This window comes from Flavobacterium limnophilum, from assembly GCF_027111315.2.
GTDB classification, from domain to species: domain Bacteria; phylum Bacteroidota; class Bacteroidia; order Flavobacteriales; family Flavobacteriaceae; genus Flavobacterium; species Flavobacterium limnophilum.
Map to the genome: position 1 here is coordinate 1,586,887 of NZ_CP114289.2, position 24,764 is coordinate 1,611,650.

At 38.4% G+C, this 24,764-nt stretch carries 23 protein-coding genes; 18 read left to right on the forward strand and 5 right to left on the reverse strand.

The genetic code is table 11. The annotated features are described in order from the left end of the window. The first annotated feature begins 70 nt into the window (after positions 1 to 70). From OZP13_RS06580 to OZP13_RS06635, 12 genes are all read left to right on the forward strand, one after another. Complete coding sequence (locus OZP13_RS06580; protein WP_281299080.1) at positions 71 to 379, forward strand: (2Fe-2S) ferredoxin domain-containing protein; 309 nt, start codon at positions 71 to 73, stop codon at positions 377 to 379. Between the two features lie 297 nt (positions 380 to 676). After that, on the forward strand, positions 677 to 1,402 hold the full coding sequence (locus OZP13_RS06585; protein WP_281299081.1) for a sulfite exporter TauE/SafE family protein: 726 nt from the start codon (positions 677 to 679) through the stop codon (positions 1,400 to 1,402). 221 nt (positions 1,403 to 1,623) lie between these two features. Next, positions 1,624 to 2,742: a homocitrate synthase/isopropylmalate synthase family protein gene (locus tag OZP13_RS06590; protein WP_281299082.1), complete on the forward strand. Its 1,119-nt coding sequence runs from the start codon at positions 1,624 to 1,626 to the stop codon at positions 2,740 to 2,742. Between the two features lie 37 nt (positions 2,743 to 2,779). Further along, positions 2,780 to 3,181, forward strand: a complete 402-nt coding sequence (locus tag OZP13_RS06595; protein ID WP_281299083.1) for a NifB/NifX family molybdenum-iron cluster-binding protein — start codon at positions 2,780 to 2,782, stop codon at positions 3,179 to 3,181. Between the two features lie 384 nt (positions 3,182 to 3,565). Continuing rightward, positions 3,566 to 3,784 carry a hypothetical protein gene (locus tag OZP13_RS06600; RefSeq protein ID WP_281299084.1) on the forward strand — a complete coding sequence of 73 codons (219 nt, stop codon included), beginning with the start codon at positions 3,566 to 3,568 and terminating at the stop codon, positions 3,782 to 3,784. A gap of 188 nt (positions 3,785 to 3,972) precedes the next feature. Next, the gene (locus OZP13_RS06605; RefSeq protein ID WP_281299085.1) at positions 3,973 to 4,272 is read left to right on the forward strand and encodes a hypothetical protein; all 300 of its coding nucleotides are present in this window, start codon (positions 3,973 to 3,975) and stop codon (positions 4,270 to 4,272) included. A gap of 419 nt (positions 4,273 to 4,691) precedes the next feature. After that, on the forward strand, positions 4,692 to 5,084 hold the full coding sequence (locus OZP13_RS06610; RefSeq protein ID WP_269243073.1) for a hypothetical protein: 393 nt from the start codon (positions 4,692 to 4,694) through the stop codon (positions 5,082 to 5,084). 235 nt (positions 5,085 to 5,319) lie between these two features. Next, the gene (locus OZP13_RS06615; RefSeq protein ID WP_281299086.1) at positions 5,320 to 6,297 is read left to right on the forward strand and encodes a putative phage abortive infection protein; all 978 of its coding nucleotides are present in this window, start codon (positions 5,320 to 5,322) and stop codon (positions 6,295 to 6,297) included. Positions 6,298 to 6,359: 62 nt separating this feature from the next. Continuing rightward, a complete protein-coding gene (locus OZP13_RS06620; protein WP_269243076.1) occupies positions 6,360 to 7,115 on the forward strand; it encodes a hypothetical protein in 756 nt (251 codons plus the stop codon). A 272-nt stretch (positions 7,116 to 7,387) separates the two neighbouring features. Beyond that, on the forward strand, positions 7,388 to 8,092 hold the full coding sequence (locus OZP13_RS06625) for a DUF2225 domain-containing protein (protein ID WP_281299087.1): 705 nt from the start codon (positions 7,388 to 7,390) through the stop codon (positions 8,090 to 8,092). 714 nt (positions 8,093 to 8,806) lie between these two features. Next, on the forward strand, positions 8,807 to 9,895 hold the full coding sequence (locus OZP13_RS06630; RefSeq protein ID WP_281299088.1) for an SGNH/GDSL hydrolase family protein: 1,089 nt from the start codon (positions 8,807 to 8,809) through the stop codon (positions 9,893 to 9,895). Positions 9,896 to 10,233: 338 nt separating this feature from the next. Then, entirely contained in the window at positions 10,234 to 10,836 is a 603-nt protein-coding gene (locus OZP13_RS06635) for a nitroreductase family protein (RefSeq protein ID WP_281299089.1), read from the forward strand. 217 nt (positions 10,837 to 11,053) lie between these two features. On the opposite strand, the gene OZP13_RS06640 is transcribed toward OZP13_RS06635, so the two are convergent. Further along, on the reverse strand, positions 11,054 to 12,826 hold the full coding sequence (locus OZP13_RS06640; RefSeq protein ID WP_281299090.1) for a MutS-related protein: 1,773 nt from the start codon (positions 12,824 to 12,826) through the stop codon (positions 11,054 to 11,056). 368 nt (positions 12,827 to 13,194) lie between these two features. Between OZP13_RS06640 and OZP13_RS06645 the strand changes: the two genes are divergently transcribed. From OZP13_RS06645 to OZP13_RS06655, 3 genes are all read left to right on the forward strand, one after another. Continuing rightward, complete coding sequence (locus OZP13_RS06645; RefSeq protein WP_281299091.1) at positions 13,195 to 14,145, forward strand: isopenicillin N synthase family dioxygenase; 951 nt, start codon at positions 13,195 to 13,197, stop codon at positions 14,143 to 14,145. Positions 14,146 to 14,388: 243 nt separating this feature from the next. After that, the gene (locus OZP13_RS06650) at positions 14,389 to 14,718 is read left to right on the forward strand and encodes a translation initiation factor (protein WP_269243079.1); all 330 of its coding nucleotides are present in this window, start codon (positions 14,389 to 14,391) and stop codon (positions 14,716 to 14,718) included. A 110-nt stretch (positions 14,719 to 14,828) separates the two neighbouring features. Next, on the forward strand, positions 14,829 to 15,698 hold the full coding sequence (locus OZP13_RS06655) for a nucleoside phosphorylase (RefSeq protein ID WP_281299092.1): 870 nt from the start codon (positions 14,829 to 14,831) through the stop codon (positions 15,696 to 15,698). A 100-nt stretch (positions 15,699 to 15,798) separates the two neighbouring features. Here the strand turns inward: OZP13_RS06655 and ung are convergent, their stop codons facing one another. Then, positions 15,799 to 16,467 carry a uracil-DNA glycosylase gene (ung, locus tag OZP13_RS06660; RefSeq protein ID WP_269243080.1) on the reverse strand — a complete coding sequence of 223 codons (669 nt, stop codon included), beginning with the start codon at positions 16,465 to 16,467 and terminating at the stop codon, positions 15,799 to 15,801. A 176-nt stretch (positions 16,468 to 16,643) separates the two neighbouring features. Here ung and OZP13_RS06665 point away from each other — a divergent pair, with 176 nt between their 5' ends. Beyond that, entirely contained in the window at positions 16,644 to 18,809 is a 2,166-nt protein-coding gene (locus OZP13_RS06665) for an endonuclease MutS2 (RefSeq protein WP_281299093.1), read from the forward strand. Positions 18,810 to 18,954: 145 nt separating this feature from the next. Further along, on the forward strand, positions 18,955 to 19,368 hold the full coding sequence (locus tag OZP13_RS06670; RefSeq protein WP_269243081.1) for a thiol-disulfide oxidoreductase DCC family protein: 414 nt from the start codon (positions 18,955 to 18,957) through the stop codon (positions 19,366 to 19,368). Positions 19,369 to 19,823: 455 nt separating this feature from the next. On the opposite strand, the gene ettA is transcribed toward OZP13_RS06670, so the two are convergent. Next, positions 19,824 to 21,515 (reverse strand): energy-dependent translational throttle protein EttA, encoded by a 1,692-nt coding sequence (gene ettA, locus OZP13_RS06675; protein WP_281299094.1) that lies wholly within the window; start codon positions 21,513 to 21,515, stop codon positions 19,824 to 19,826. Positions 21,516 to 21,817: 302 nt separating this feature from the next. Here ettA and OZP13_RS06680 point away from each other — a divergent pair, with 302 nt between their 5' ends. Then, on the forward strand, positions 21,818 to 23,425 hold the full coding sequence (locus tag OZP13_RS06680) for an ice-binding family protein (RefSeq protein ID WP_281299095.1): 1,608 nt from the start codon (positions 21,818 to 21,820) through the stop codon (positions 23,423 to 23,425). 74 nt (positions 23,426 to 23,499) lie between these two features. Here the strand turns inward: OZP13_RS06680 and OZP13_RS06685 are convergent, their stop codons facing one another. Both OZP13_RS06685 and holA read right to left on the reverse strand, forming a co-directional pair. Next, complete coding sequence (locus tag OZP13_RS06685) at positions 23,500 to 23,682, reverse strand: CAL67264 family membrane protein (RefSeq protein WP_281299096.1); 183 nt, start codon at positions 23,680 to 23,682, stop codon at positions 23,500 to 23,502. Positions 23,683 to 23,734: 52 nt separating this feature from the next. Further along, a complete protein-coding gene (gene holA, locus OZP13_RS06690; protein ID WP_281299097.1) occupies positions 23,735 to 24,739 on the reverse strand; it encodes a DNA polymerase III subunit delta in 1,005 nt (334 codons plus the stop codon). Between the last annotated feature and the right edge of the window lie 25 nt (positions 24,740 to 24,764).

A 24,764-nucleotide genomic window follows, 5' to 3' on the forward strand; every position in this document is an offset into this window, starting at 1 on the left:
ACATCAACAGTAGCTATGTTTCTATGTGTTTAAAAAAATACATTTCATTCACTCAAAAAAAAATATCAAAATGAAAAAGCCGGATTATTTAATACTATTATGCAACTCCTACCGAATGGTGGGGGAAGCCAAAGGCACCTGCCTCAAAAGAGGTTCGTCCGATTTGATTCAATACCTCACCGAGGAAGCCGCCGACAGGGGTTTGGATGTTGCCGTGACCACGACGGCCTGCCTTAACATTTGTCCTCAAGGTCCCGTGATTATTATCCAACCCAATAATTATTGGTACGGAGGAATCACCACCGAAGAAAAAATTGACGAAGTATTGGACGCACTGGAAGACAACAAGGCGGTGGAAGCCTATTTAATCTCCGATTAATACCGTTTTGCTTTTGATTTTACTGGAAAAAAAAAGCACCGTCACTTCGAGTGATTTTGAATGGTAATGCGACAGCTTTACTATTCAAAATTGTATCGAGAAGTTTTCAATATTGGAGTTCTCGATACATTTTATTAAAAAAAGCTATCGCATTTTTTAATAAAACACTCGAACAGACGCGTACATTTAAATTAATTTATCACAGTAAATTTAAAACCTAAACGGGATAAGTCAGGAGGAATCCTTTTGCAGTAGCCTGATTGTAGAAAACGTTTTACCAATTAACAACTCTTGATTATGGAACCTCTTTTTTTGATTATCCTGTTTGTCGTTGCCTTTCTCTATGCCTCAATCGGTCACGGTGGAGCCAGCGGCTATTTGGCCTTGATGGCAATATTTGGCGTGGAAGCCGCAACCATGAAATCTTCGGCCATGGTCCTGAATTTATTCGTGGCTGGCGTATCTTTTTACAGTTATTGTAAAGGCGGTTATTTCAAATGGAAAATATTGTTCCCTTTTGTCCTCGCCTCGATGCCCGCGGCTTTTTTTGGAGCCAAACTCTCCATCGACCCGACCTTTTACAAAATCTCGCTGGGAGTTTGTCTACTGATTGCCGTTGCCCGAATGTTGTTTCAGCCAAAATCCGATCCCGATCAAGATCTCAAAACGCCAAACGTTACTATCGCTCTGCTCATTGGAGCGGTCATAGGGCTTTTTTCGGGAATGATCGGAATTGGCGGAGGCATCCTTTTGGGACCAATACTGATTGTTTTCGGCTGGGCCAATTTAAAACAGGCCGCAGCGGTATCGGCAGCCTTCATTTGGTTGAATTCCGTGACGGGTTTGTTGGGCACGCTAAGTTCTGGACTGCAGCTGTCGCCAATGATACTGCTTTGGATAGCCGTTGCCTTTGCGGGAGGTTTTCTGGGAGCTTGGTCGGGCAGCTTTAAATTTTCGGAAGTCAAATTGCGCTACATCTTGGCCACCGTTTTGGTAATGGCCAGCATTAAATTGATTTTTTAACCCATTGGGTGTAATTAATGAAAATTTCAATTAATCTAAAAAAAAATAAACCACATAGAAATAAAGAAGAGAAAAAGAAATGAGATCGACCAATACTTTGGTTTCAACATAGCCTATGTATTCTAAAATCAAGTGAAACGACTAATAAAAACCAACAATAGCTATGTTTCTATGCGTTTAAAAAAAATCACCGTGCTAATTTTAACTTAAAAACCTTTCCCATGACACCCTACATAATAGACACCACGCTACGAGATGGAGAACAAGCTCCAGGAGTTGTTTTTTCCAGAAAAGAAAAGATGAAAATCGCCGCCATGCTCGACGAATTGGGCGTTGATGAGGTCGAAATAGGAACCCCCGCCATCGGCAAGGAAGAACAAACCACTATCAAGGCCATTGCCTCGGCGGGCTTCTCCTATAAAACCTCAAGTTGGTGCAGGGCCAATCTGGAAGACATTCAAGAAGCAACAAAACTAGGTACGACCTCCATCAATATTTCCTTGCCGGTTTCGGACATCCAGATGGAAACCATGGGAAAATCCAGAAAATGGGTGTTGGCAAAATTGGCGGAAACGACCCAATACGCTTCCCATTATTTTTCGCATACTACCGTTGGAGCGCAAGATGCCACTAGAGCCAACATCCCTTTTTTGAAAGAATACATCTTTTGTGCCCGGGAAAACGGAGCCAATCGGGTGCGGATTGCCGACACGGTGGGCATTTCGACGCCATTGGAAATCCAGCAATTGTTTTTGGAACTGACCAACAGTTTCCCGACCATGGAATTCGAATTTCACGGACACAACGACTTGGGAATGGCCACCGCCAATGCCATCACGGCTTACCAATCGGGAGCCAAATGCATCAGCGCCACCGTAAACGGCTTGGGCGAAAGAGCGGGCAATTCCGTGTTGGAGGAATTCATCGCCTATTTGGCCTACAAAGAAAACAACCGGACGTACAACACCCGAATCATTTCGACGCTTTGCAACTATGTGGCGGAAAATTCCAGCGTGAAATTGTCCATCAACAAACCACTCATTGGCGAAAAAGTGCATACCCACGAATCGGGAATACACACCTCGGCCATCCTGAAAAACAGGGCTTCCTACCAATTCATCAACCCTTTGGATTTTGGACGGGAGAATGCAGGATTTTGTTTTGGCAAGCATTCGGGCAAAGCCTCCATCCATCATTTTTTTAAAGAAAAAAACCTCCATTTCGACGAGAATATAGTGCAATATATTTTGAAGGCGGTCAAGCAAAAAGCATCCTCCTGGAAAAGACCGCTGACCGAAACGGACGTAATGAACCTATACGAACAATCCATTTGTTCCTGAAAACAAGAACTGAAGTTGAATTTAATCCCTAGAAAAAATGAACATCATCATCCCGGTAATCGACGACAACGAAGGCAAATACAGCATGGCCAAAGGCTTTCACAACACCGAACACGTTTGTGTGTACAACACCCTGAACAGCAGCTACGAATGGTTCAAGAACAAGGACATCAGCAATTCCGAAGACACCTTGAGCCTGTCCCTGAAACGCAAGGGAATTTACACCATCATCACCAGCCAGATTCCTTTCCTTGCCTTGAGATTGTTCAAGGAGAGCGGTTTGCTGGTCTATAAAGCCAAAAGCAAGAGCCTCGAAAAAAACATCGAGTTTTTCTTGAACGACGAACTGGAATCCTTCTCGCACCAAATGCATTTTGGCGCAGCCGGTTCCGCTTGTAGCTCCTGTAGTTCCTCCTCCTGTGGGCCGAATTGCAACTAATAAAATAGACGGAGATGGATTTTTGAGAACAATTTCATCAAATTAATGATTTGTCTTCGTCAGTTCGAGATAGAATTTTTATTCTAAAAAAACAATATAAAATGACGTTAGTAGCTTATCGTCAGTTCGAGTGAATTTTTTAAAAATGCGAATAGCTTTTTTAGAAAATTTGTATCGAGAACTATTTTTATTAAAAACGTCAATGGTAGTGTTTTATTAAAAAATGCGACAGCTTTTTTAATAAAATGTATCGAGAACGCTACAATCATTAAGGCTTCTCGATACAATTTTTGATAGTAAAGCTGTCGCATTACTATTAAAAACCACTCGAAGTGACGGTCAAATAATCGTTGATCAAAAATCTGCAATAATAAATTTATAACCATGGCACTAAGCAAAGCACTAGAATTCGTACACGCGGCAAGCAGGAGTGAAAAATTAAGAACCGCCTGCTCCAATTATTCGAAAGAAAAATTGCTGCTACTGTTAAATTTCAGCGAGCTGGAGTTTGAAGATGCCCTAAACATGCAATTGGTGCAATGCCAAACCTATGAAGAAGCCGAGGTTTTCCAAGAAATAAAAATGTGGTTTTTATTGCTTTGACCCACCGTCAAATGCAATTAAATATTAAACGCATAGAAACATAGAAAAAAGAGTTGAATAGCTCCATTCTTGGGTTCACATAGCTTATGCGTTCTAAAAAAAAGTGAAACGCCTTTAAATATCAACACAAACTATGTTTCTATGTGTTTAAAAACAATGAATTACGCCCATTAAAAAAAACAAATATCATGATATACAGAGATTTAGAAAAAGTACGCACCATTATTGACGAGGCCACCGGCTTGGAAGTTTCTTACGCCTATGACGACCTGGTATTTCCGGATCACACGGCCTTCATCATCCAGTTTGACGATGCCAAGGCCACCCATTTTTTTGGCTATTTCCACAAAGATTGTAATCCCGCCGACCAAAGAGATCTGGAAGACAAACTAACCGCTGCCAGCCTCAAACAAAAATGCCAACTCACCTTCAAGGGAAGTTTTAACCTCGAACAAAAAGGCGAAGAAGTAAATATTCATTTTTTATAAAAACCCCTTTGTCTCCAATTATTTTTATAAACAAAGAAAAATGGAAACGCATAGAAACATAGAAAAAAAGAGTTGGATAGCCCAATTCTTGGGTTCACATAGCTTATGTATTCTAGAATAAAGTGAAACGCCTTTCTAAATTTAGAAAAACTATGTTTCTATGCGTTTAAAATAATTGACATTGAATTACGACTATGATGTAGTTGCCTAACTATGCATTCTAAAATAAAGTGAAACGCCTTTCTAAATTTAGAAAAACTATGTTTCTATGCGTTTAAAAAAATTGACATTGAATTACGACTATGATGTAGTTGCCTAACTATGCATTCTAAAATAAAGTGAAACGCCTTTCTAAATTTAGAAAAACTATGTTTCTATGCGTTTAAAAAAATACACCCAACAAATTAAAAAACAAAGTTATGAGCGAAAATAAACTAAATTGGAGAACATGGTTGCTGCAAGGCGACCAATACCTCAAAGCGTCAACGCCCAAAAGTGGCATCAGTCGGTTTGGCACCGAAGTGCGGTACAATTTGATATCGATGTCCTTGGAAGCCTACATCATGGCCATCATGGATTTTCACCAAGCCTTGCCCCAAAACCACACCTACACCGACCTGATTATCGGACTGGAAACGGTAATCCCCCTGGACGAAAAACTCAAGAACCGCATCCTGCAATACGAAAACATCCAATCCATCTGTTCCATCGAGAAATACCATACCGTGGCACCTACCGAAGCCGAACTCATCGATTTAAAAGGAGCCATCATCGAAATCAGCACGATGGCACACAGCATTTGTGCGGCTTAAAAGAACTTTTTTTAAACAAAAATATTCCCTGATTGTGTATGCAGTTGGGGATTTTTTTATGCAGTTTTGGCTGTAAAAATTTTGTAAGAAATAAAAGATTATTTTAGATAATTTGTAATCTGAATTGTATATATTTGAAAAACGAAATAAACTTTCGCCAATCTATCTAACCGAATCTGAGTGTATAAATAGAAGATTTATGGTTAAAAAGTTTATAAGCAATTAAAAAAACGAAATGTCAGAAAAGAAAACTCCTTACGAAACATATAAAAAACAAAGTTGGTTTAACCAAAATATGATTGAAACATTGATTATTTTAGGGGGTCTTATAACTATAAATTTAATATTTTTTGCAGATGTTTATAGAGAAACTGATACTTTAAATATTGAAGGTGCAGCTCATCTTGGAGATTTTGTAGGCGGATTTATTGGTTCAATATTTACACTAGTCAGTATCGTATTGCTTTATTCAACTCTTAAAGACCAAAGAACATCCTCAAGCATTGAGAAATTTGAAACTAAATATTTTGAACTTGTTAAGATGCATCGTGATAATGTTTCGGAAATGGGTTTGAAAGAACATTTAGGAAAAAAAATATTTGTTATCCTTATTAGAGAATTTCGAGAAATTTTAAAAATAACTCTAAAAATTTCAAAAGAATGTAATCAGAGTTTTGAACAAAAAGAACTTTTTGTAATTTCTTATTATGCACTATTTTTTGGAGTTGGACCAAATTCATCAAGAATGCTTAAAGCAGCATTAATAGATTATGATATTGACTTTGTTAATAGATTCGAAAAAGCATTAAATAATAGTGAAACAAAAAAAAGCATAAAAGAGAATAGAAATTTGAAATATGTTCCATTTGAAGGACACCAATCTAGGCTCGGGCATTATTATAGACATTTATATCAAACAGTATGTTATGTTGATAATCAAACATCAAAAATTGATAAATATGAATATGTTAAGACAATTAGAGCGCAGCTTACTACACACGAACAAGCATTACTTTTTATTAATTCTTTAACTCCAATAGGAAAAGTTTGGTGGGATAAAGGTTTACTATTGAGATATCGATTTGTACAAAATATTCCATATCGTTTTTTTGATGAGGAAACAGAAATAGAAATGCTAAAATTATTTCCTGAAGATTATTTTGAATGGCAAGAAAATAATTCAGAGACTAAAGATAAATTACAACCTTCATAAAAAATATGGAATTTAAAATATGAATGTGCAGGGCTTGGAAATAATAATTTAGAATTTCAACTATGGAAATCATTGACACAAATATTTTATATTATAAGTTTAAAAACCCGAAATATTATATTGATATTCGGGACAAAAATATTAGTTCAGTTAATGCTCTTGAATTTTTAAAAAATATTGAAAAAGTTCACACAAATTCAGCTAAGTTCTATATCCCTTTGAACAGCGGCTTAAATTTCCATTTCGGTATTTTGATTTCAAAGTTTCATAAAAATAGGGCTTTCAACAAAAGACTGTCGGATTGTGTAACTTTTGAATTTAACAATGACTTTCCGAGTTACAATTTGTATAATAATCTGTCTGTTCAACAAGTAATCAACAATAAACAAAATGAGCTTTTAAAGGCTTCAATTAATTTCCTTGCAAAAGAAGATTTCAAAGACATATATTCCAAATACAATTTTTTAATAGACAACAACTTGAATTGTATTTCTCTTGAACAAATAGACGTCGATTTAGCTCTTGAGTTACTAAACAAATTTCTCTTAAATCATTCTCTGAAAGATGATTTTAGAAATTGTTGGAATGATTTATTAATTGCTTCAATTGCAGTTAATAGAAATCTGAATTTAGTTTCAAAGGACAAATTACTAAATCAATTTGTTTCAGCAGAGTTTGGAATTAAGGAAAAAAGAATAACGAATGAAGTAACTGAATATAACTTTTCTTCAAATGAAGTAACTGAAAGGAAACACGAAAAATTTGAGAGTAAAGGGTATATAAATAGAAGTTGGAATTATCGATTGAAAACAAAATAGGACTGCTTATAGTAAGGGTTTTGCGTCAAGCGATAACTTACTTAGATTGATTACACCAGATCCGAAGTTTTCTTTAAAAATAAACGTCCTTAAAATGCAATTTTGCCCCAGCTATTCGAAGTGTTCTTAAAAATTAAACGTTCTTAAAGTCCGGTTTTGCTGCGAAGTCTCCCGACTTCGTACCCATTCCAACAGACAACCTCCTCCCCAACGGATTGAAAGTTTTAAAAAAACTGGAATTGAAAAATAAATAAAAACCAATATAATAAATAATGAGAAAATTTATTCTGACAACAATAATTCTTTTTCTTGGGCAAAATTTTGCAAATGCCTATACTTGCCAAGAAGAGAAAGTAGAATGTCCAATTGATGGAAAAAAAGTCAGCTTTTGTGTAACCATGAGCATGACAACTTTTGGCTCTTTTAAAGATTTTCAACAACAAGGAGCCATTGGAAAACATTATGAAGAGTTGATAAACACTTGTCCTATATGTCACTTTTCAGGCTACATTGATGACTTTAAGGTGAAATTAAATGAGCAAGAAAAAAATACAATCAAGCAGTACTTAACCAAATTCAATGAAACAAAAATTGGTGAAGCACAACAATGCTTGATTGCAGCCGAAATTAAAGAAATACAAAAAAAGAAAAAAAATGAAATCGCTTTTTGTTATCTCACCGGATCCTATTTAATTCGTGACAATGAAAAAGAACTTGAATTTAGAAAAGAATTACAATTAAAAGCCAAAAATAATTTAATCGCTTCTTTAGCCAATAACGAATACGAAGACAAAACGGTATTTGCCAATATCTATTATTTAATTGCCGAGATGGAACGAAGAATTGGAAATTTCGACGAAGCCGTAAAATATTATGATTTTGCCATAAATGACGCAAATAAAAAAGAATGGGTTGAAGCCGTGGCCAAAGAACAAAAAGAACTGGCAATAAAGAAAGACGATAATAATAAAATATAAATGCCTGCCCAGATTTTCGAACTGTTCTTTAAAAATAAACGTTCTTAAAGTTGGTATTACTGCGTAAGTCTCCCGAATTTAGTCGCCACTGTGTCATTTCGACGAAGGAGAAATCACATAACGAGAGCAACAATCGAGAGCAACTTATGTAATTTCCCAGATTCGAACTGTTCCTTAAAAGTAAACGTTCTTAAAGTTGGTATTACTGCGTAAGTCTCCAGAATTTAGTCGCCACTGTGTCATTTCGACGAAGGAGAAATCACATAACGAGAGCAACAATCGAGAGCAACAATCGAGAGCAACTTATGTGATTTCCCAGCTATTCGAACTGTTCCTTAAATAAACGTTCTTAAAATTTGGTATTACTGCGTAAGTCTCCCGAATTTTGTCGCCACTGTGTTATTTCGACCAACGGGAGAAACGAAGTTCAGCTTAGCTAAATCAAATAAGTTGCTCACGTCATATATTTATCCTTTGTTGAAAAATCGTTGTGCATTTTATAAAAAAACAATCCCGTTTCAAACTTCTTGAAAGGTTTTTACCAATGTTTTTTGTTGATAACAAAATGCTCGCACTACTGCCAAATTGCGTATTTTTAAATCCTCAAAAAAAAGAGTCCACAATGCCCCTATTCCAGCACACTCAAGAAACACGCCAACTATTTTTGCACTATTGGGCAACCTAATCCATCCCTAAACTTCTAGAAATTCTGTTATGACTATTTTTTCAAAATACATCCTTGCGCTACTGTTGGCATTGACTTGCCTAACTGGTTTTGGCCAACTGCAGGTCAAGCCCAACAACCAGAACATCACCTATATGGGAAGAGTGGCACTAAACGAAGACTCGGCAACTTTTTACTGGCCGGGCAGTTATGCCACGATTAACTTCGTCGGCACAAGCATCAAGGCCACCATGCAATCGCTCCGGGAAGAGGGCTTTTTTTATGCCATTGTGGACAACGATGCCACAAAAGCGTTTAAATTTAGCTCGGACAGCACCAAAAAAACGGTTACCCTTGCGGAAAATCTTCCAGACGGCAAGCATTCGTTGCAACTGTATAAACTGTCCAACAATACCTCGGCCAATATTTTATATGGTTTCGAAATTGGCGGAAAATCAGAACTGCTCAAACCATCAAAACTGCCCAAGCGAAAAATAGAATTTTATGGCAACTCCATCACTGCCGGACATGGCGTGGACGTTCCCACAGGAATGAGGGAATCGGGAATACCGGAGTATTTCAACAACTATTACACTTATGCCGCCTTGACTGCCCGACATTTCAACGCACAATCCTCCATCGTGGCCAGGAGCGGTATCGGCATCATGGTCAGTTGGTTTCCGGAAATTATGCCGGAAGTCTATGACCGCCTGGATCCTTCCGACCCCAACAGCAAATGGGATTTCAGCCAATACACGCCCGATCTGGTGGTCATCAACTTGTTCCAAAATGATTATTGGCTGGTTAACAATCCAAACCACGAACAATTCAAGCGAAGGTTTGGAACAACAAAACCGACAGAAGAATTTATCATAAAATCCTACCAAGATTTCGTGGCGGGCATTCGGGTCAAATATCCCAAAGCCCATATCATTTGTGCCTTGGGCAACATGAACGCCACGGAACCCGGATCAAAATGGCCGGGATACATCGAGAAGGCCATCGCGGGATTGAACGACGGGAAAATATATTCCGTTTTCTTTCCGTACAAAAACACGGGCGGCCATCCCAATAAAATGGAGCAACAGGCAATGGCCGATCAATTGATACGCTTTATTGACAAAAAGGTGAAGTGGTAGGTTCCTAGCTACGGAAAAAACCCAGTGCCACGGCATTCGCAATTAAAATTTTCAGCCATAAATTACACAAATTGTCACAAATTTTAGTTGTTTTGAGAATTGGTGTAATGAAATACAGATATTGTATTTGTGTGAATTTGTGCAATTTGTGGTCAACTTTTTTCAAAATGAAGCCTGTCCCCTGTAACCCTAAAAAAAATAACATAAAAAAAACAGCTATCGCTTTTGAAACAATTTTTAGGCTGAAGAAAATTTTACACCAATAAAAAATCTGTGCAAATCTGTGCAATCTGTGTCTAAAAAATCGAAACGATACTCAATAAATTAAAACCCAAAAAATGAATCCATCCTCCCTTTTAAAAGAAATCGTTGACAGACGCAGCATTCGCAAATATAAAAATCAAATTGTCGAACCCGAAAAAATAGAATTGTTGCTCGAAGCGGCACGATTGGCGCCCTCGGCCTGCAATTTGCAACCGTTCAGGGCTTTGGTAGTGGAAAAACCCGAAGAACTGGCCTTTGTGGCCCAAACCGCTTATGGCATCGGGGCAACCACAAACGCTCCCCTCATCATCATAGGAATGGCAGACATCACGGCCGACGCCAAACTCCAAGACCGATTTCAAGAATTGATCGAAGCAAAATCAATGGAACCGGTGGACATGGGAAAACTGAAATCGGCCAAAAATGCTCCTTTCCAACTCAAACTGGGCGAAGACATCGCCTTGTTGAGCACGGCCATCGCCATAGAACACATCGTGTTGCAGGCCACCAAACTGGAATTGGGAACTTGCTGGGTACATCATTTCGAAATCGACGAAATCCGAGAATATTTCAAGATTCCGGAAAACATGAGAATCGTGACGCTGCTCACCGTGGGCTATCCAAATGAAACCCCTAAACAACGCCCCAGACTGAAAGACATTCGATGGGAAAGATAAAAACAGCTTGCTTTTAAATACTGAAATACTTACAAAAAAAGCCAGATGCTTACTCCCACCCAAAGCCTACTCAAAGCCCACTCAAAGCCATAGATACTCCCACTTAGTCCCACTCCAAATTTAAGCTCATTTCCAGAAAAATTGAGGGTAGAAAGCAAGATGCTTTTCGATAGTTTGACCATCGATTGAAATTAGGGATTTCCGCGCACAAACCTTCTTAAATCACGCCCATTTTTTGCATCAAAAAGGTCGCGCTTTTGTTTTGGCAAATGCCGTTTCGGAGCTTGTAGTCAAAATACAATTCGTTGTCCCGAATTTCCACTTCAAAGCATTGGTTGGTCAAGATGTCGGGATAGGCATTCGTCGTCAAGCAAACTTCAATGTCGTGGGTGGCAATGGCGCCAATGGCTTTTTGGGCAATGATCTTTTTCACCACTTCAATGGTGCCGTTGCGTTTGTCGTCCGAATTCGTGCCACGCAGGATTTCATCTAATAATACAAAGGCGGGCTGTTCTTCCAACACATCCATGATTTGTTTCAAGCGTTTAATTTCGGCAAAAAAGTAGGATTCGCTGTCGGACAAGGAATCGGACAATCGCATCGAAACCAACACCGGCAAAGGATGAATAGTCGCTTTCGAAGCGCAAACCACCGAACCAATTCCGCCCAAAACCATGTTGATGCCCAAACTTCTCAAAAAAGTACTTTTCCCCGACATGTTCGAACCCGTCAAAATCACGAACGATTGGGGATAAAAATGGGTGTCGTTCCCTACCCTGCTTGCGGGATTCAACAACGGATGCCCCAAATCAGTAAACCCAATCTTGTATTCGGAATTGATTTCGGGAAAAACAAAGTCGGGATTGTTGTGCGCCAAATTCGCCAAACTGTTCAGCATTTCAAATGCGCCAATCACGTTCATCCAGCTTTCCAATTCCGTCGAATAGTTGTCTTTCCATTTCAAGAGCGATTTCAACACGTGGATGTGGTATAAAAAAGTGCCATTAAACAAAGTGGCCACAACAAGATTCGCAACGGTGTCCATGCTCGAAAACAACTCGGACAAGGCTTTCAAATGTTGGCTAGCCTTCGCATTATGGGAAACCAACTGTTGTTGCAAATCCTTAAGCTTTTTGGATTGAAAGGTTTCGGTTTCAATTTGCTGCACCAATAAACCGTATTGTTTTATGATTTTGTCAATATTCTCCGCTTGGGCTATTTCGGCTTGAATGCGCTTGAAAGCCATCCCCAAAATCATGGTGTTGGCAATAAAAACATAGGTCAAATAGGCCAGTAAAACGTTTTTGTCTGTTATAAAGTAAGCAATCAAAAGCCCCAAAAACAAGGCCGGCATCACATAAGAAAGCGTTAGTAGCACTTTAGATAAAGGACTGTTCTTGATTTTATTCCAATGCAATAGCGAATCATAAGCACTTTTAGAGTCTTGGCTAATGGTAGCCAAAGCCAGAAATTCCTGCCGCCAATCCACTTTGGTTTTGAGTTCGTTGATGGCTTCTTGGTTTTCGAGAATGGCTTCGTTGTCGTTTAAAGTCAATAATTGGTTGGCCAATGTCTTTTTGCCAATAAAAGTGGCCGTCCGGTTCAGGTTTTGAAACAGGGATTGTGCTCCAAAAATATCCAGGTCATACGCATACGGATGATGAAAATCATTGAATTCCACCCCATTCTCAAACGGGATTTTTTCCCTCTTCAGATAGGAAATCTCGTTGTTGTTGATGGTCAAAAGTGCCGAAGTCAGTTGTTTTTGAAAAGACAAACGAGAATGAATTCGCATCAACAAAATAAAGCACGCAAAGGAGCCAAAAGCCGAAACCGCATAACCCATCTGGCTCGTCTTGATGTAGTAAAACAAGCAGAACAAACAAATAAAAATGCTTAAAAGACGTAAAATGCTGATGGTATTGTACTTTGCATTGATTTTTTCCAATGCTTCGGTATAGTGGGCAACCTTGTTTTGATAGAGATCCATTTCTATAATTTCAATGAGAGACAAAGATAGGTCGCATTGTACATAAATCAGTTACAAATTGATGTACAAAATTAACGAACAGAACCGTTTTGATGAACTGCAATCAAAGTGCATTGGCATTCTTATTATTTTTTTGAGCCACAAATTGCACAAATTTTATTAGTATTCAAAATTGATTTTGCTTCGCCAATACACACTCCATCAGGTCGCTAATTTTAGTTGTTTCAAGAATTTGTGTGAATTTGTGCAATTTGTGGTTATTTTTTTTAAAAACAAATGCCCTGCTCAAACCCAACACTTTTATTAAAATTAATTTTCTAAATTTGCCTCGGAAAGCGGATGCTTATCCCGTTTTAAAAAATAATACTATGCAAAACATTCCCAGTGTTGACTTGCGTGATTTCCTTTCGGATGACCCAAAACGTAAACAAAAATTTGTAAATGAAATCGGAAGTACCTTTGAAGAGATTGGCTTTGTAGCCCTAAAAGGCCATTTTTTAAACGACCAATTGGTCGAAGAATTGTATGGCGAAATCAGGAACTTTTTCGCTTTGCCATTGGAAACAAAACACGGTTATGAAATTCCTGGAATTGGCGGGCAAAGAGGCTATGTCTCTTTTGGAAAAGAACACGCCAAAGGCCGAAAAGAAGGCGATTTAAAAGAGTTTTGGCACTTTGGACAATACGTGGAAAAAGACTCGAAATACGCTTCGGAATATCCAGATAATGTCGAAGTAAAAGAATTGCCCCGTTTCAACATCGTGGGCAAAGAAGCCTACCAAATGCTGGAGAAAACAGGTGTTTATGTATTGAGGGCTTTGGCTTTACATCTTGGTTTGGACGAGTTCTATTTTGACGAATACGCCAAAGAAGGCAATTCCATTTTGCGTCCCATTCACTATCCACCCATTACAACGGAACCCGAAAACGCCATTCGTGCCGCAGCCCACGGCGACATCAACTTGATTACGCTTTTGATGGGTGCTCAAGGTCGAGGTTTGCAAGTACAAACCCACGACGGCGATTGGATTGACGCCATTGCCGAACCGGACGAATTGGTCATCAATGTGGGCGATATGTTGTCCCGTCACACCAACAATAAATTGAAATCCACCATTCACCAAGTGGTCAATCCACCAAGGGAATTATGGGGAACTTCCCGTTATTCCATCCCGTTTTTCATGCATCCCGTGAGCGACATGAAATTGGATTGCCTGGAAAACTGCATCGATGCCGAAAACCCAAAGAAATTCGAAGCCATCACAGCCGGAGAATACCTCTACGAAAGATTGGTAGATTTGGGATTAATCAAAAAATAATTTATAAATTTATACTGTAAAAAGACATTGAGTTTTTGCTTGATGTCTTTTTTGGTTTTAGAAGAAAATGGAACACGGATAATGCAGGTTTTAACAGATTGTGTATTTGATTATAATTAGGTTTGTCACGCTGGAAGCGTCTCAACAAACGAGAGCAACATAGTCTAGACGCTTTCAGCCTGACAAACAAGCAAGAACAAATGGCATCAAATCGCTTTATCCGCCTCCAAAAAAATAAAAAAAATGGACTTACAAGAGCAATTAAAAAATTTATTCCCCGACCACATCGAATCGGAACCGGAAGAAATACTGGAAGAAGAGCACCTGCTTTTCATTCAAAAAGAACCGATGATTTGCAAATTCGAAAAGCGAAAAGGAAAAGCCACCACCATCATCGAAGGCTACGAAGGAACCGACGAAGATTTCAAGATGCTGGCCAAAGAAATCAAAACCAAATTAAGTGTTGGCGGAACTTTCAAGGACGATGCCATCATCATTCAAGGCGACTATCGCGATAAAATTATGCAAATACTAAAAGAAAAAGGCTTTAAAGTAAAACGCGTGGGCGGTTAAATTAGTGGACAGTGTACAGTCGCAGTATTCAGTTTAAAAATCGAACTATAATCAAATAAAACACTTAAAATCACTTTGCGCCTTTGCGCCTTTGTGGCAAAAAACAAACTATGATACAATCATCAGAATTAATACTCAATCCAGACGGAAGCGTCTATCATTTGAACTTGTTGCCGGAACACATTGCCCAAGACATCATATTCGTGGGCGACCAAAACCGTGTCGAAAAAATAACACAATTCTTCGACAGCATCGAATTTTCTACCCAAAAACGAGAATTCAAAACCCAAACGGGTCTTTTCAAAGGCAAACGAATCACCGTGATGTCCACCGGAATTGGACCAGACAATATCGACATCGTGATGAACGAACTCGATGCCTTGGTCAACATCGACTTGAAAACCAGGACACCAAAAGAAAACCTGGTTTCATTAAACATTATCCGAATTGGAACATCCGGTTCCTTGCAAGCAGATATTCCCGTGGACAGTTTCGTGATGGGAAAATACGGATTGGGCTTGGACAACATGCTCCGCTCCTACTTGATTGACGATATTTCGGAAATCGCAATGGAAGACGCTTTCATCAAACACACCAATTGGGATTTGAAAAAAGGGCGTCCTTACATCATTGCTTGTTCCGAGAAACTGGAAAAACGTATGGAAAGCAATAGAATTTTCAAGGGAATAACCGGAACTGCCGGTGGTTTCTATGGCCCACAAGGACGTGTTTTGCGCCTGAACATCCAGGATGAAAGCTTGAATTCCAAGATGGACAGCTTCAATCATGAAGGAACCCGAATGACCAATCTCGAAATGGAAACGAGTGCCATTTATGGTTTAGGAAAATTGATGGGACACAATTGTTTGTCATTAAACGCCATCATTGCCAATCGTGCCAATGGAACTTTCAGCCAAGATCCCTATAAAGCTGTTGATGAATTGATTGCTTATGCTTTGGAGAAATTGGCTGAAAATTAATTACGATTATCTGTCATTGCGAGGAACGAAGCAATCGCATTATGAGAGCAACAAACGAGAGCAACAAATGTGATTGCTTCGTTCCTCGCAATGACATCATTTACCACTCAATCTCGGTCTTACCTTTCGATTTTAAATAGGCGTTGGTTTGGCTAAAATGTTTGTTGCCAAACCATTTCCCTTGATTGGCACTCATGGGCGAAGGATGTCCTGATTCTAAAACCAAATGCTTGGTTCTGTCAATTTTAGCACCTTTCTTTTGGGCAAAACTTCCCCAAAGCAGGAAAACCACGTTCTCTTTTTCCTCCGATATTTTCTGGATTACGGCATCGGTAAAAGCACCCCATTTGAGGTGTTTGTGGCTGTTGGGAGTGTCCATTCTGACGGAAAGCGAGGCATTCAAAAGCAAAACGCCTTGATTGGCCCAACGTTCTAAATTCCCGGAATTGGGAAAGAAAATAGTACTCAAATCGTCATTCATTTCCCTGAAAATATTGCGCAAGGAAGGTGGAATTTTTACGCCATCATTGACCGAAAAACACAAACCATTGGCTTCTCCAACTCCGTGATACGGATCTTGACCGATAATAACGACTTTCAAATCATCGCACGAACAATAATCGAAAGCGGCAAAAACCAATCCCTTTGGTGGAAAACAAGTATGGTTTTGATACTCTTCATCAACGGAATGCATCAAATCCTTGAAATAAGGTTTCTGGATTTCTTCGGATAAAATGGATTGCCAAGAAGGATTGAGGTTGGGTTGCATATTCAAAAATTATTACGCAAAGATACACGAAGATTTCACAGAGATTCACAAAACACATTCACATAAAAAATCTTTGCGTGACTTTGTGCTTTTATCTTTGTGAATCTCCGTGAAATAACATTATGTTTCTCCTTTAAATAATCTTATTTTTGTATCGAAAAGAATTCAAGAATTAAATGATATCCATTACAGAAAAAACACTTCAAGACCTACAATTCCCGACCGTTCTCGAAACTATTTCAGATATTTGCAACACCGATATCGGCAAGCAAAAAGCGCTGGAAATAACCCCTTTCCGGGACAAGGAAACTTTGATGAATGCCTTGATGCAAACCTCGGAATATGTGTCGTCTTTCCAAAACAACAACGCCATTCCCAACCACGGTTTTGATGCCATCACGTATGAAATCAAATTCTTGGCAATTGAAGACAGTTTTCTCGAAGTGGGAGGTTTTAGAAAAATTGCCACCATTTCGGATACCACGAATTTCTTGTTGAATTTCTTGAAAAAATTCGACGATTATTATCCTTACTTGAACAGAAAGGCTTCCGAAATCCAAATCACCAAGGAAATCAGCAGTTTGATTGATGTGGTAGTGGATAAATATGGAGAGATTAGAGACAATGCTTCTCCCCAATTATCCGAAATTCGCAAAAGCATGAATCTCGTTCGCGGCAAGGTGAACCAGAGTTTTGGCGTGGCTTTGACCCAATACAATTCGCTTGGCTATTTAGACGATATTAAAGAAAGTTTTGTACAAAATCGCAGGGTTTTGGCGGTTTTGGCCATGTATCGCCGTAAAGTGAAAGGAACCATTTTGGGCAGTTCCAAAACAGGAAGTATCGCTTATATCGAACCCGAATTGACCTTGAAATATTCCCGAGAATTAAGCAATTTGGAATACGAGGAGAAGGAAGAAATCACCCGAATCCTGAAACAATTGTCCAACCAGATTCGTCCATTTTTGCCTTTGCTTATTCAATACCAGGATTTCTTGAGCGACATTGACGTGGTGGCTGCCAAGGCAAAATATGCCAACAAAATCAACGGAATTTTGCCGACGATTACCGAAGAAAGAAGATTGTTTTTCAGGGACGCCTTCCATCCTATTTTGTATTTGAACAACAAGCAGAAAAACGAAATCACGCATCCGCAAACTTTTGAATTAAACCAAGAAAAACGAATCATCGTGATTTCTGGCCCTAATGCCGGAGGAAAAACCATATCGCTAAAAACCGTTGGACTGCTCCAATTAATGCTGCAATCCGGAATGCTAATTCCTGTTCACGAACGCAGTGAAACCTTTTTGTTCGACAGAATCCTGACAGATATTGGCGACAACCAATCCATTGAAAACCATTTGAGTACCTACAGTTACCGCTTGAAGAACATGAACTACTTCTTGAAGAAATGCAACAAGAAAACTATGTTCCTGATAGATGAATTTGGTACCGGTTCCGACCCGGAATTGGGAGGTGCCTTGGCAGAGATTTTCCTGGAAGAATTCTACCATCGCGAAGCTTTTGGAATCATAACCACCCATTATTCGAACCTTAAAATTCTGGCCAACGAGTTGCCTTTTGCCATAAACGCCAATATGTTGTTCGACGAAAAGACTTTGGAACCCATGTACAAATTGGTTTTGGGTCAAGCCGGAAGTTCCTTCACGTTTGAAGTAGCCTTAAAAAACGGAATCCCTTATGGTTTAATTAATCGTGCCAAGAAAAAAATTGAAGTTGGAAAAGTGCGTTTTGACAAAACTATTGCGACTCTTCAAAAAGAGCGTTCGAAACTGGAAAAAACTTCCATCAATTTGAAAGAAGAAGAAACCAGAGCGCGGGAAGAAAGCAAAAAAATGGAAACTATCAATGTCAAAATCAAGCAAAAACTGGAAAGCTACCAGGAATTGTACGACAGCAACCAAAAAACAATCTACATTGGACAAAAAATAGAAGACATTGCCGAGAAATATTTCAACAACAAGAACAAGAAAGACCTGATTGGCGAATTCTTGAAATTGGTTGAAATCGAAAACTCCAAACGCAAGAAAGCCACGCCTAAAGAGGCTAAAGCCATTATCGAAAAGAAAAAAGAAGTCATCAAGGAAATCGAGGTCAAAGTAGAGGAAATCAGGATTGAAAAGAAAGAAAAGAAACTGAAACCCGTCATCGAAAAACCAAAACCTATTTTAAAAGTGGGTGACCGAGTGCGAATGCAAGACGGAAAAGCTGTGGGAAGTATTGATTCTATCGAAAAAAACAAGGCCACGGTCAATTACGGAATGTTTACCTCGAAAGTGAGTTTGGATGAACTGGAATTGGTGGAAGCGGTCAAAAAGTAATCAGCATTCAGTCGCAGTTGTCAGTTCGACCGGAGTCGAGAACTTTTGCAACACCTTGACTGCGTTCTAAATGACATAAAAATCAATTAACCTTAACTTTGTCAAAGTTCAAAACTTTGACAAAGATTCACTACAAAACCTAATTATGCTCAACCTCCCTCCCAACAAAAAAATAATCCTCTTTGACGGCGTTTGCAATTTATGCGACTCAGCGGTGCAATTCGTGATTCAACACGACAAGAAAGACGTGTTTCGATTCGTGGCCTTGCAATCGGACTTGGGACAAGAAATTTTGAATCATATTGGAATAAATCCAAAGAATATCGACAGCATCATTTTGTACGAACCTGGAATTGCCTATTATTACAAATCGGAAGCGGCATTGCAAATTGCCAAAAATTTGGGCGGATTCTGGCATTTCGGAACTGTTTTCAGGATTATTCCAACCAGTATCAGCAACCAAGTTTACGATTACGTTGCCAAGAATAGGTACAAGTGGTATGGCAAAAAAGAAAGCTGCCTGATACCAACTCCCGAACTAAAATCAAAATTTTTGTAAAAAAATGCACCAATATGATATTTATCATATCCCAAACTCTATAGTAGTAGTACATTTGACTAATCTTAATAATCACAGGATATTTGTCAACTATAATACTGTTAAAGCGTTTCATTTTTAGTAATAGTTGTTTTTGGTTTAGTAATAATTGGTTTAATTGAAGTCGTTGTTATACTGACAAATCCAAAAAATAAGATTACAAAAAAGAGAGGATATCTACTTGGATATCCTCTCTTTGTATTTATTGGAAACAGAAAGTTGATTATTATCGAATCAACTTTCTGTATTTCAAACGTTTTGGAGTCAAATCGCCACCCAAACGTTTCTTTTTGTTTTCTTCGTATTCTGAGAAGCTACCTTCGAAATAAATCCAAAAAATAAGATTACAAAAAAAAAAAGAGGATATCTACTTGGATATCCTCTCTTTGTATTTATTGGAAACAGAAAGTTGATTATTATCGAATCAATTTTCTGTATTTCAAACGTTTTGGAGTCAAATCGCCACCCAAACGTTTCTTCTTGTTTTCTTCGTATTCTGAGAAGCCACCTTCGAAATAATACACTTCGGAATTACCTTCGAAAGCCAAAATGTGTGTACAAATTCTGTCCAAGAACCATCTGTCGTGCGAGATTACCACGGCACAACCGGCAAAATTCTCCAAACCTTCTTCCAATGCACGAAGCGTGTTCACGTCCAAATCATTCGTTGGCTCATCTAATAAAAGTACGTTTCCTTCTTCTTTCAAGGTCATCGCCAAGTGCAGACGGTTACGTTCTCCACCGGAAAGCATCGATACTTTCTTGTTTTGTTCTCCACCACCAAAGTTGAAACGAGACAAATAAGCTCTTGAATTCACTTGTTTTCCGCCCATCATGATTAATTCCTGACCATCGGCAAAGTTTTCCCAAATGGATTTGTCGGGATTGATGTTCGAATGCGCTTGATCTACATAAGCGATTTTAACGGTATCACCAATCAAAAACTCTCCTGCATCCGGTTTTTCTTCACCCATGATCATTTTGAAAATAGTAGATTTACCGGCACCGTTTGGTCCAATAATTCCAACAATTCCTGCTTGTGGCAATTTAAAATTCAAGTTGTCGTACAACAATTTATCCCCAAAAGCTTTGGCCACATTTTTGGCCTCGATAACATTGGTTCCCAAACGGGGACCATTTGGAATGTAGATTTCCAAGTTTTCGTCCAATTGCTTTTGGTCTTCATTCAATAATTTGTCGTAATTCTGCAAACGTGCTTTTTGTTTGGTTTGACGGCCTTTGGCTCCTTGACGAACCCAGTCCAACTCACGCTCCAAGGTTTTTCTGCGTTTAGATGCCACTTTCTCTTCTTGTGCCATTCTTGTTGATTTTTGATCCAACCAAGAAGAATAATTTCCTTTCCAAGGAATACCTTCTCCTCTATCTAATTCCAAAATCCAACCGGCAACGTTATCCAAGAAATACCTGTCGTGCGTTACCGCAATTACGGTTCCTTTATATTGCGCTAAATGTTGCTCTAACCAAAGTACCGACTCGGCATCCAAGTGGTTGGTAGGCTCATCCAAAAGCAAAACATCGGGTTGTTGCAACAACAAACGACATAAAGCCACACGACGACGCTCACCACCCGAAAGGTTTTTGATTGGTGTATCTCCTTCTGGCGTGCGCAAAGCATCCATGGCAATTTCTAGTTTCGTGTCTATTTCCCAAGCACCCAGCGCATCAATTTTGTCCTGCAAGGCGGCTTGGCGATCCATCAACTTGTCCATTTTGTCTGGATCGGAATAGTTTTCTTCAAGACCAAACAAATCATTGATATCATTGTATTCTTGAAGAACGGCCATCGTTTCGGCAACCCCTTCACGAACAATTTCGATTACGGTTTTGGAATCGTCTAATTGCGGATCTTGCTCTAAATAACCCACAGTATAACCCGGTTGAAAAACCACATCGCCTTGATAATTTTTGTCAACTCCTGCAATAATTTTCAAAAGGGAAGATTTTCCAGAACCATTGAGTCCCAAAATTCCAATTTTAGCTCCGTAAAAGAAACTCAAATAAATATTTTTAAGAACAGGTTTATCTGCTCCTGGATAGGTTTTACTCAATTTTTGCATTGAGAAAATTACTTTTTTATCGTCGGCCATTTTAGTATTGTTTTATTTTTTTAATAATTTTTGAGGTCTGTTTATTTTAAAGTATCTAAAATCTAAACATTCAATTATTTTTTATCGTGCAAATATATTACAATATAATAACAAAAAAAGTTTTAAATACTAAAGAATAAAAGAATCAGTTTTCAAAATTTGATCCAAAATACTGTCATTATATATCAAATTCAAAACGTGTGAATAATACAACTATTCACTATAATTAAACAACATTAAAAAGGAAAATGACGACCACCTTTGTTGAATGAAAATTATTTCATAAATAAAATAAAAAAAAAATGAAAACAAGACTACTTAGTACAATAATGGTGTTTTCGCTATTATTTATGCAAAATTTAAGTTTTAGTCAGGCTCCAACACTAGGAACATCAGCCAATTTCGTGTTATTTTCTTCCGTTGGAGCAGTAACAAATACAGGAATTACTCACCTCACAGGAAACGTTGGAACGAATAGTGGCTCAAGCACTGGTTTTGGCAATGTGGATGGTGTAATGCACGACGGAGACGGAACAAGTGCTCAAGCTGGTGCTGATTTATTAATTGCTTACAATCAATTAAACAGTGCCATTCCAAATTATTTTCCTGCCCCTTTATTGGGTAATGGACAAATTCTTCCTCCTGGCATATATTCAATTCCAAGCGTGGCGACATTAAATCTGGACTTAACATTAGATGCACAAGGAAATCCAAATGCTGTTTTTATATTTCAAGTTAATGGTGCTTTTGCAACGAATGCCAATTCTGAAATAAAATTAGTGAACGGAGCTCAAGCTTGTAACGTGTTTTGGAAAATAGAAGGATTGGTAAGTATGGCAACTGGAACTATTATGAAAGGAACCGTTATTGCCAATAATGCAGCAATAGTAATGAATACAGGAGTTTCACTAGAAGGTAGAGCACTTTCGACTACTGGGGCAATAAATGTTGATGGTATTTCATCCTATACTCCTATTGGATGTGGAAGTCTAGTACTTAATGGACCTGTAGCTCCTGATTTAAAATCAACAGAATGTTATGCCATCTTTTCTTCAAACGGTGCTGTTTCGAACGCAGGAATAACAACTGTTAAAGGTGATGTTGGTACAAATGTAGGTTTAACAACTGGTTTTGATGCACTAAGTGTGACTGGAGCAATACACCCTATTCCTGATACCTCTACCGCACAAGCAGCAGCCGATTTGATTGAGGTTTATAATTATTTAAATGTCCTACCATTTGACATTGAATTATTGTATCCAGCACAATTTGGAAATGATCTTGTCCTTACGCCTCACTCCTATTTATTGAATGCAGCAACTGTCCTTACTAATACACTTTACTTGAATGCACAAGGAAATGCTAATGCTGTTTTTGTTATTAAAATTAATGGTGCTCTTTCAACAAGTACATACGCTAAAGTGATTTTGATTAACGGAGCTCAAGCCAAAAACGTCTATTGGAAAATAGATGGTGCTGTATTAATTAGCGACTATTCTGAATTGAAAGGAACAATTGTAGCCAACAATGGTGCAGTTAACTTTACAACAGGAGTAGCACTTGAAGGTAGAGTATTTACTACAACAGGAGCATTAAGTACAGCTGCAGTAGCTGTCGTTATGACTGCTGGTTGCGCAACAATGGGTGTCCACTCATTAAATGAGTCTCCGAAAATATCAGTTTATCCTAATCCTTTTCATTCGACTCTTACTGTTGTCATTGACGATACTTTTGAAATAAGCAATACTCAAATTATAATGTATGATGCTTTTGGTAAAGAAGTAAAAAAAGCAGCAGTTACTGAAAAAACTACCACTTTAGAAACAAGTAGTCTAAATTCAGGTTTTTATTTCTACAAAGTAATCAGCAAAGGTAAAACCATTCAAACTGGAAAATTATTAGCCAAATAACAACTAACTTTTTGGTATAAAAAAAAGGCTGTCTAATTTTAGACAGCCTTTTTTTTATATACTTCTTGCAATTATTAAACTCTGCCTTTCAAGGCGCTAAAAACCCACGCATTCGCCAAAAATCCCACACCAACAGCAGCAAATCCCCATCCGGCTACCTCATAATATCTAAAAGCTCCTAGCCCAATCAATAGCAATCCCATTAGTATCATTATCAACGTGGCCCATCCTAAAATGGTGTTTTTATTCATTCCCATAATTGTAGTGTTATTTTTTTTTCGAACTGCAAATATCGCAATTTTTTTTTCGCTAATTAAAAATTTTAAAAAGCATTTCTCTCAGCAAATCTGATTGAGGCAAGGCATTCGCACCAACTCCTTTGCTTTTCACGTCAACATCCCTCAAAGAAGTAACAATCTGGCTTACTTTTCGCATGGGATAATTTTTGAGTGCAATGTCATAATCCTTCAAGAAAAAAGGATTTACGCCCAATACTTTGGCCACATTGTTGGGATTTTTGTCTTTCAATCCATGGTATTTCAACAATTGGACAAAAAAACTAAAAACCAGACTCGTGGTCATCACTATAGGATTGTCTTTCGGATTTTGGGCAAAATTATCGGCAATGGTGTAAGCTCTCAATTGGTTTCGGTCTCCAATGGCTTTTCGCAATTCAAATACATTAAAGTCTTTGCTGAAACCGATGTTTTCCTCAATATGATGTGGCGTTATCGTGCTGCCTTTCGGCAAAATGATTTGCAGTTTTTCCAATTCGTTGTTGATTTTACTCAAATCCGTTCCCAAGAATTCGACCAACATCGCATTGGCTTTGGGTTCGATGGAATATTTTTTGCCCGCCAAAACCCGTTTGATCCAATCGCCAACCTGATTTTCATACAGTTTCTTGCTTTCGTAAACGATGCCGTTTTTGGCCAACAGTTTGGTCACTTTTTTTCGTTTATCCAAGGTTTTGTATTTGTAACAAAAAACCAAAACGGTTGATGGCATTGGGTTTTCGGCATAACTTTCGATTTTGTCGATGGTACGTGACAAATCTTGGGCTTCCTTTACAATAACCACTTGACGTTCCGCCATCATCGGGTAGCGTTTGGCGGTCGAAACAATGTCTTCTATCGTTACGTCTCTCCCGTACAAAACCGTTTGATTGAAACCTTTCTCGTCTTCCGACAACACTTTGTCTTCAATATAATCGGATAATTTGTCAATATAATACGATTCCTCCCCCATCAAAAAATAAATGGGCTTGATGTTGCCCGCCTTGATGTCATTGACTATTTTTAAAACTTCGTCCATTTTGTCTATTCTCTTTTATCTATTA

What these genes read in the sequence shown, in the direction of transcription:
- OZP13_RS06580 (WP_281299080.1), top strand. Translation starts at nt 71, where the DNA reads ATGAAAAAGCCGGATTATTTAATACTATTATGCAACTCCTACCGAATG.
- OZP13_RS06585 (WP_281299081.1), top strand. Translation starts at nt 677, where the DNA reads ATGGAACCTCTTTTTTTGATTATCCTGTTTGTCGTTGCCTTTCTCTAT.
- OZP13_RS06590 (WP_281299082.1), top strand. Translation starts at nt 1,624, where the DNA reads ATGACACCCTACATAATAGACACCACGCTACGAGATGGAGAACAAGCT.
- OZP13_RS06595 (WP_281299083.1), top strand. Translation starts at nt 2,780, where the DNA reads ATGAACATCATCATCCCGGTAATCGACGACAACGAAGGCAAATACAGC.
- OZP13_RS06600 (WP_281299084.1), top strand. Translation starts at nt 3,566, where the DNA reads ATGGCACTAAGCAAAGCACTAGAATTCGTACACGCGGCAAGCAGGAGT.
- OZP13_RS06605 (WP_281299085.1), top strand. Translation starts at nt 3,973, where the DNA reads ATGATATACAGAGATTTAGAAAAAGTACGCACCATTATTGACGAGGCC.
- OZP13_RS06610 (WP_269243073.1), top strand. Translation starts at nt 4,692, where the DNA reads ATGAGCGAAAATAAACTAAATTGGAGAACATGGTTGCTGCAAGGCGAC.
- OZP13_RS06615 (WP_281299086.1), top strand. Translation starts at nt 5,320, where the DNA reads ATGTCAGAAAAGAAAACTCCTTACGAAACATATAAAAAACAAAGTTGG.
- OZP13_RS06620 (WP_269243076.1), top strand. Translation starts at nt 6,360, where the DNA reads ATGGAAATCATTGACACAAATATTTTATATTATAAGTTTAAAAACCCG.
- OZP13_RS06625 (WP_281299087.1), top strand. Translation starts at nt 7,388, where the DNA reads ATGAGAAAATTTATTCTGACAACAATAATTCTTTTTCTTGGGCAAAAT.
- OZP13_RS06630 (WP_281299088.1), top strand. Translation starts at nt 8,807, where the DNA reads ATGACTATTTTTTCAAAATACATCCTTGCGCTACTGTTGGCATTGACT.
- OZP13_RS06635 (WP_281299089.1), top strand. Translation starts at nt 10,234, where the DNA reads ATGAATCCATCCTCCCTTTTAAAAGAAATCGTTGACAGACGCAGCATT.
- OZP13_RS06640 (WP_281299090.1), bottom strand. Translation starts at nt 12,826, where the DNA reads ATGGATCTCTATCAAAACAAGGTTGCCCACTATACCGAAGCATTGGAA.
- OZP13_RS06645 (WP_281299091.1), top strand. Translation starts at nt 13,195, where the DNA reads ATGCAAAACATTCCCAGTGTTGACTTGCGTGATTTCCTTTCGGATGAC.
- OZP13_RS06650 (WP_269243079.1), top strand. Translation starts at nt 14,389, where the DNA reads ATGGACTTACAAGAGCAATTAAAAAATTTATTCCCCGACCACATCGAA.
- OZP13_RS06655 (WP_281299092.1), top strand. Translation starts at nt 14,829, where the DNA reads ATGATACAATCATCAGAATTAATACTCAATCCAGACGGAAGCGTCTAT.
- ung (WP_269243080.1), bottom strand. Translation starts at nt 16,467, where the DNA reads ATGCAACCCAACCTCAATCCTTCTTGGCAATCCATTTTATCCGAAGAA.
- OZP13_RS06665 (WP_281299093.1), top strand. Translation starts at nt 16,644, where the DNA reads ATGATATCCATTACAGAAAAAACACTTCAAGACCTACAATTCCCGACC.
- OZP13_RS06670 (WP_269243081.1), top strand. Translation starts at nt 18,955, where the DNA reads ATGCTCAACCTCCCTCCCAACAAAAAAATAATCCTCTTTGACGGCGTT.
- ettA (WP_281299094.1), bottom strand. Translation starts at nt 21,515, where the DNA reads ATGGCCGACGATAAAAAAGTAATTTTCTCAATGCAAAAATTGAGTAAA.
- OZP13_RS06680 (WP_281299095.1), top strand. Translation starts at nt 21,818, where the DNA reads ATGAAAACAAGACTACTTAGTACAATAATGGTGTTTTCGCTATTATTT.
- OZP13_RS06685 (WP_281299096.1), bottom strand. Translation starts at nt 23,682, where the DNA reads ATGGGAATGAATAAAAACACCATTTTAGGATGGGCCACGTTGATAATG.
- holA (WP_281299097.1), bottom strand. Translation starts at nt 24,739, where the DNA reads ATGGACGAAGTTTTAAAAATAGTCAATGACATCAAGGCGGGCAACATC.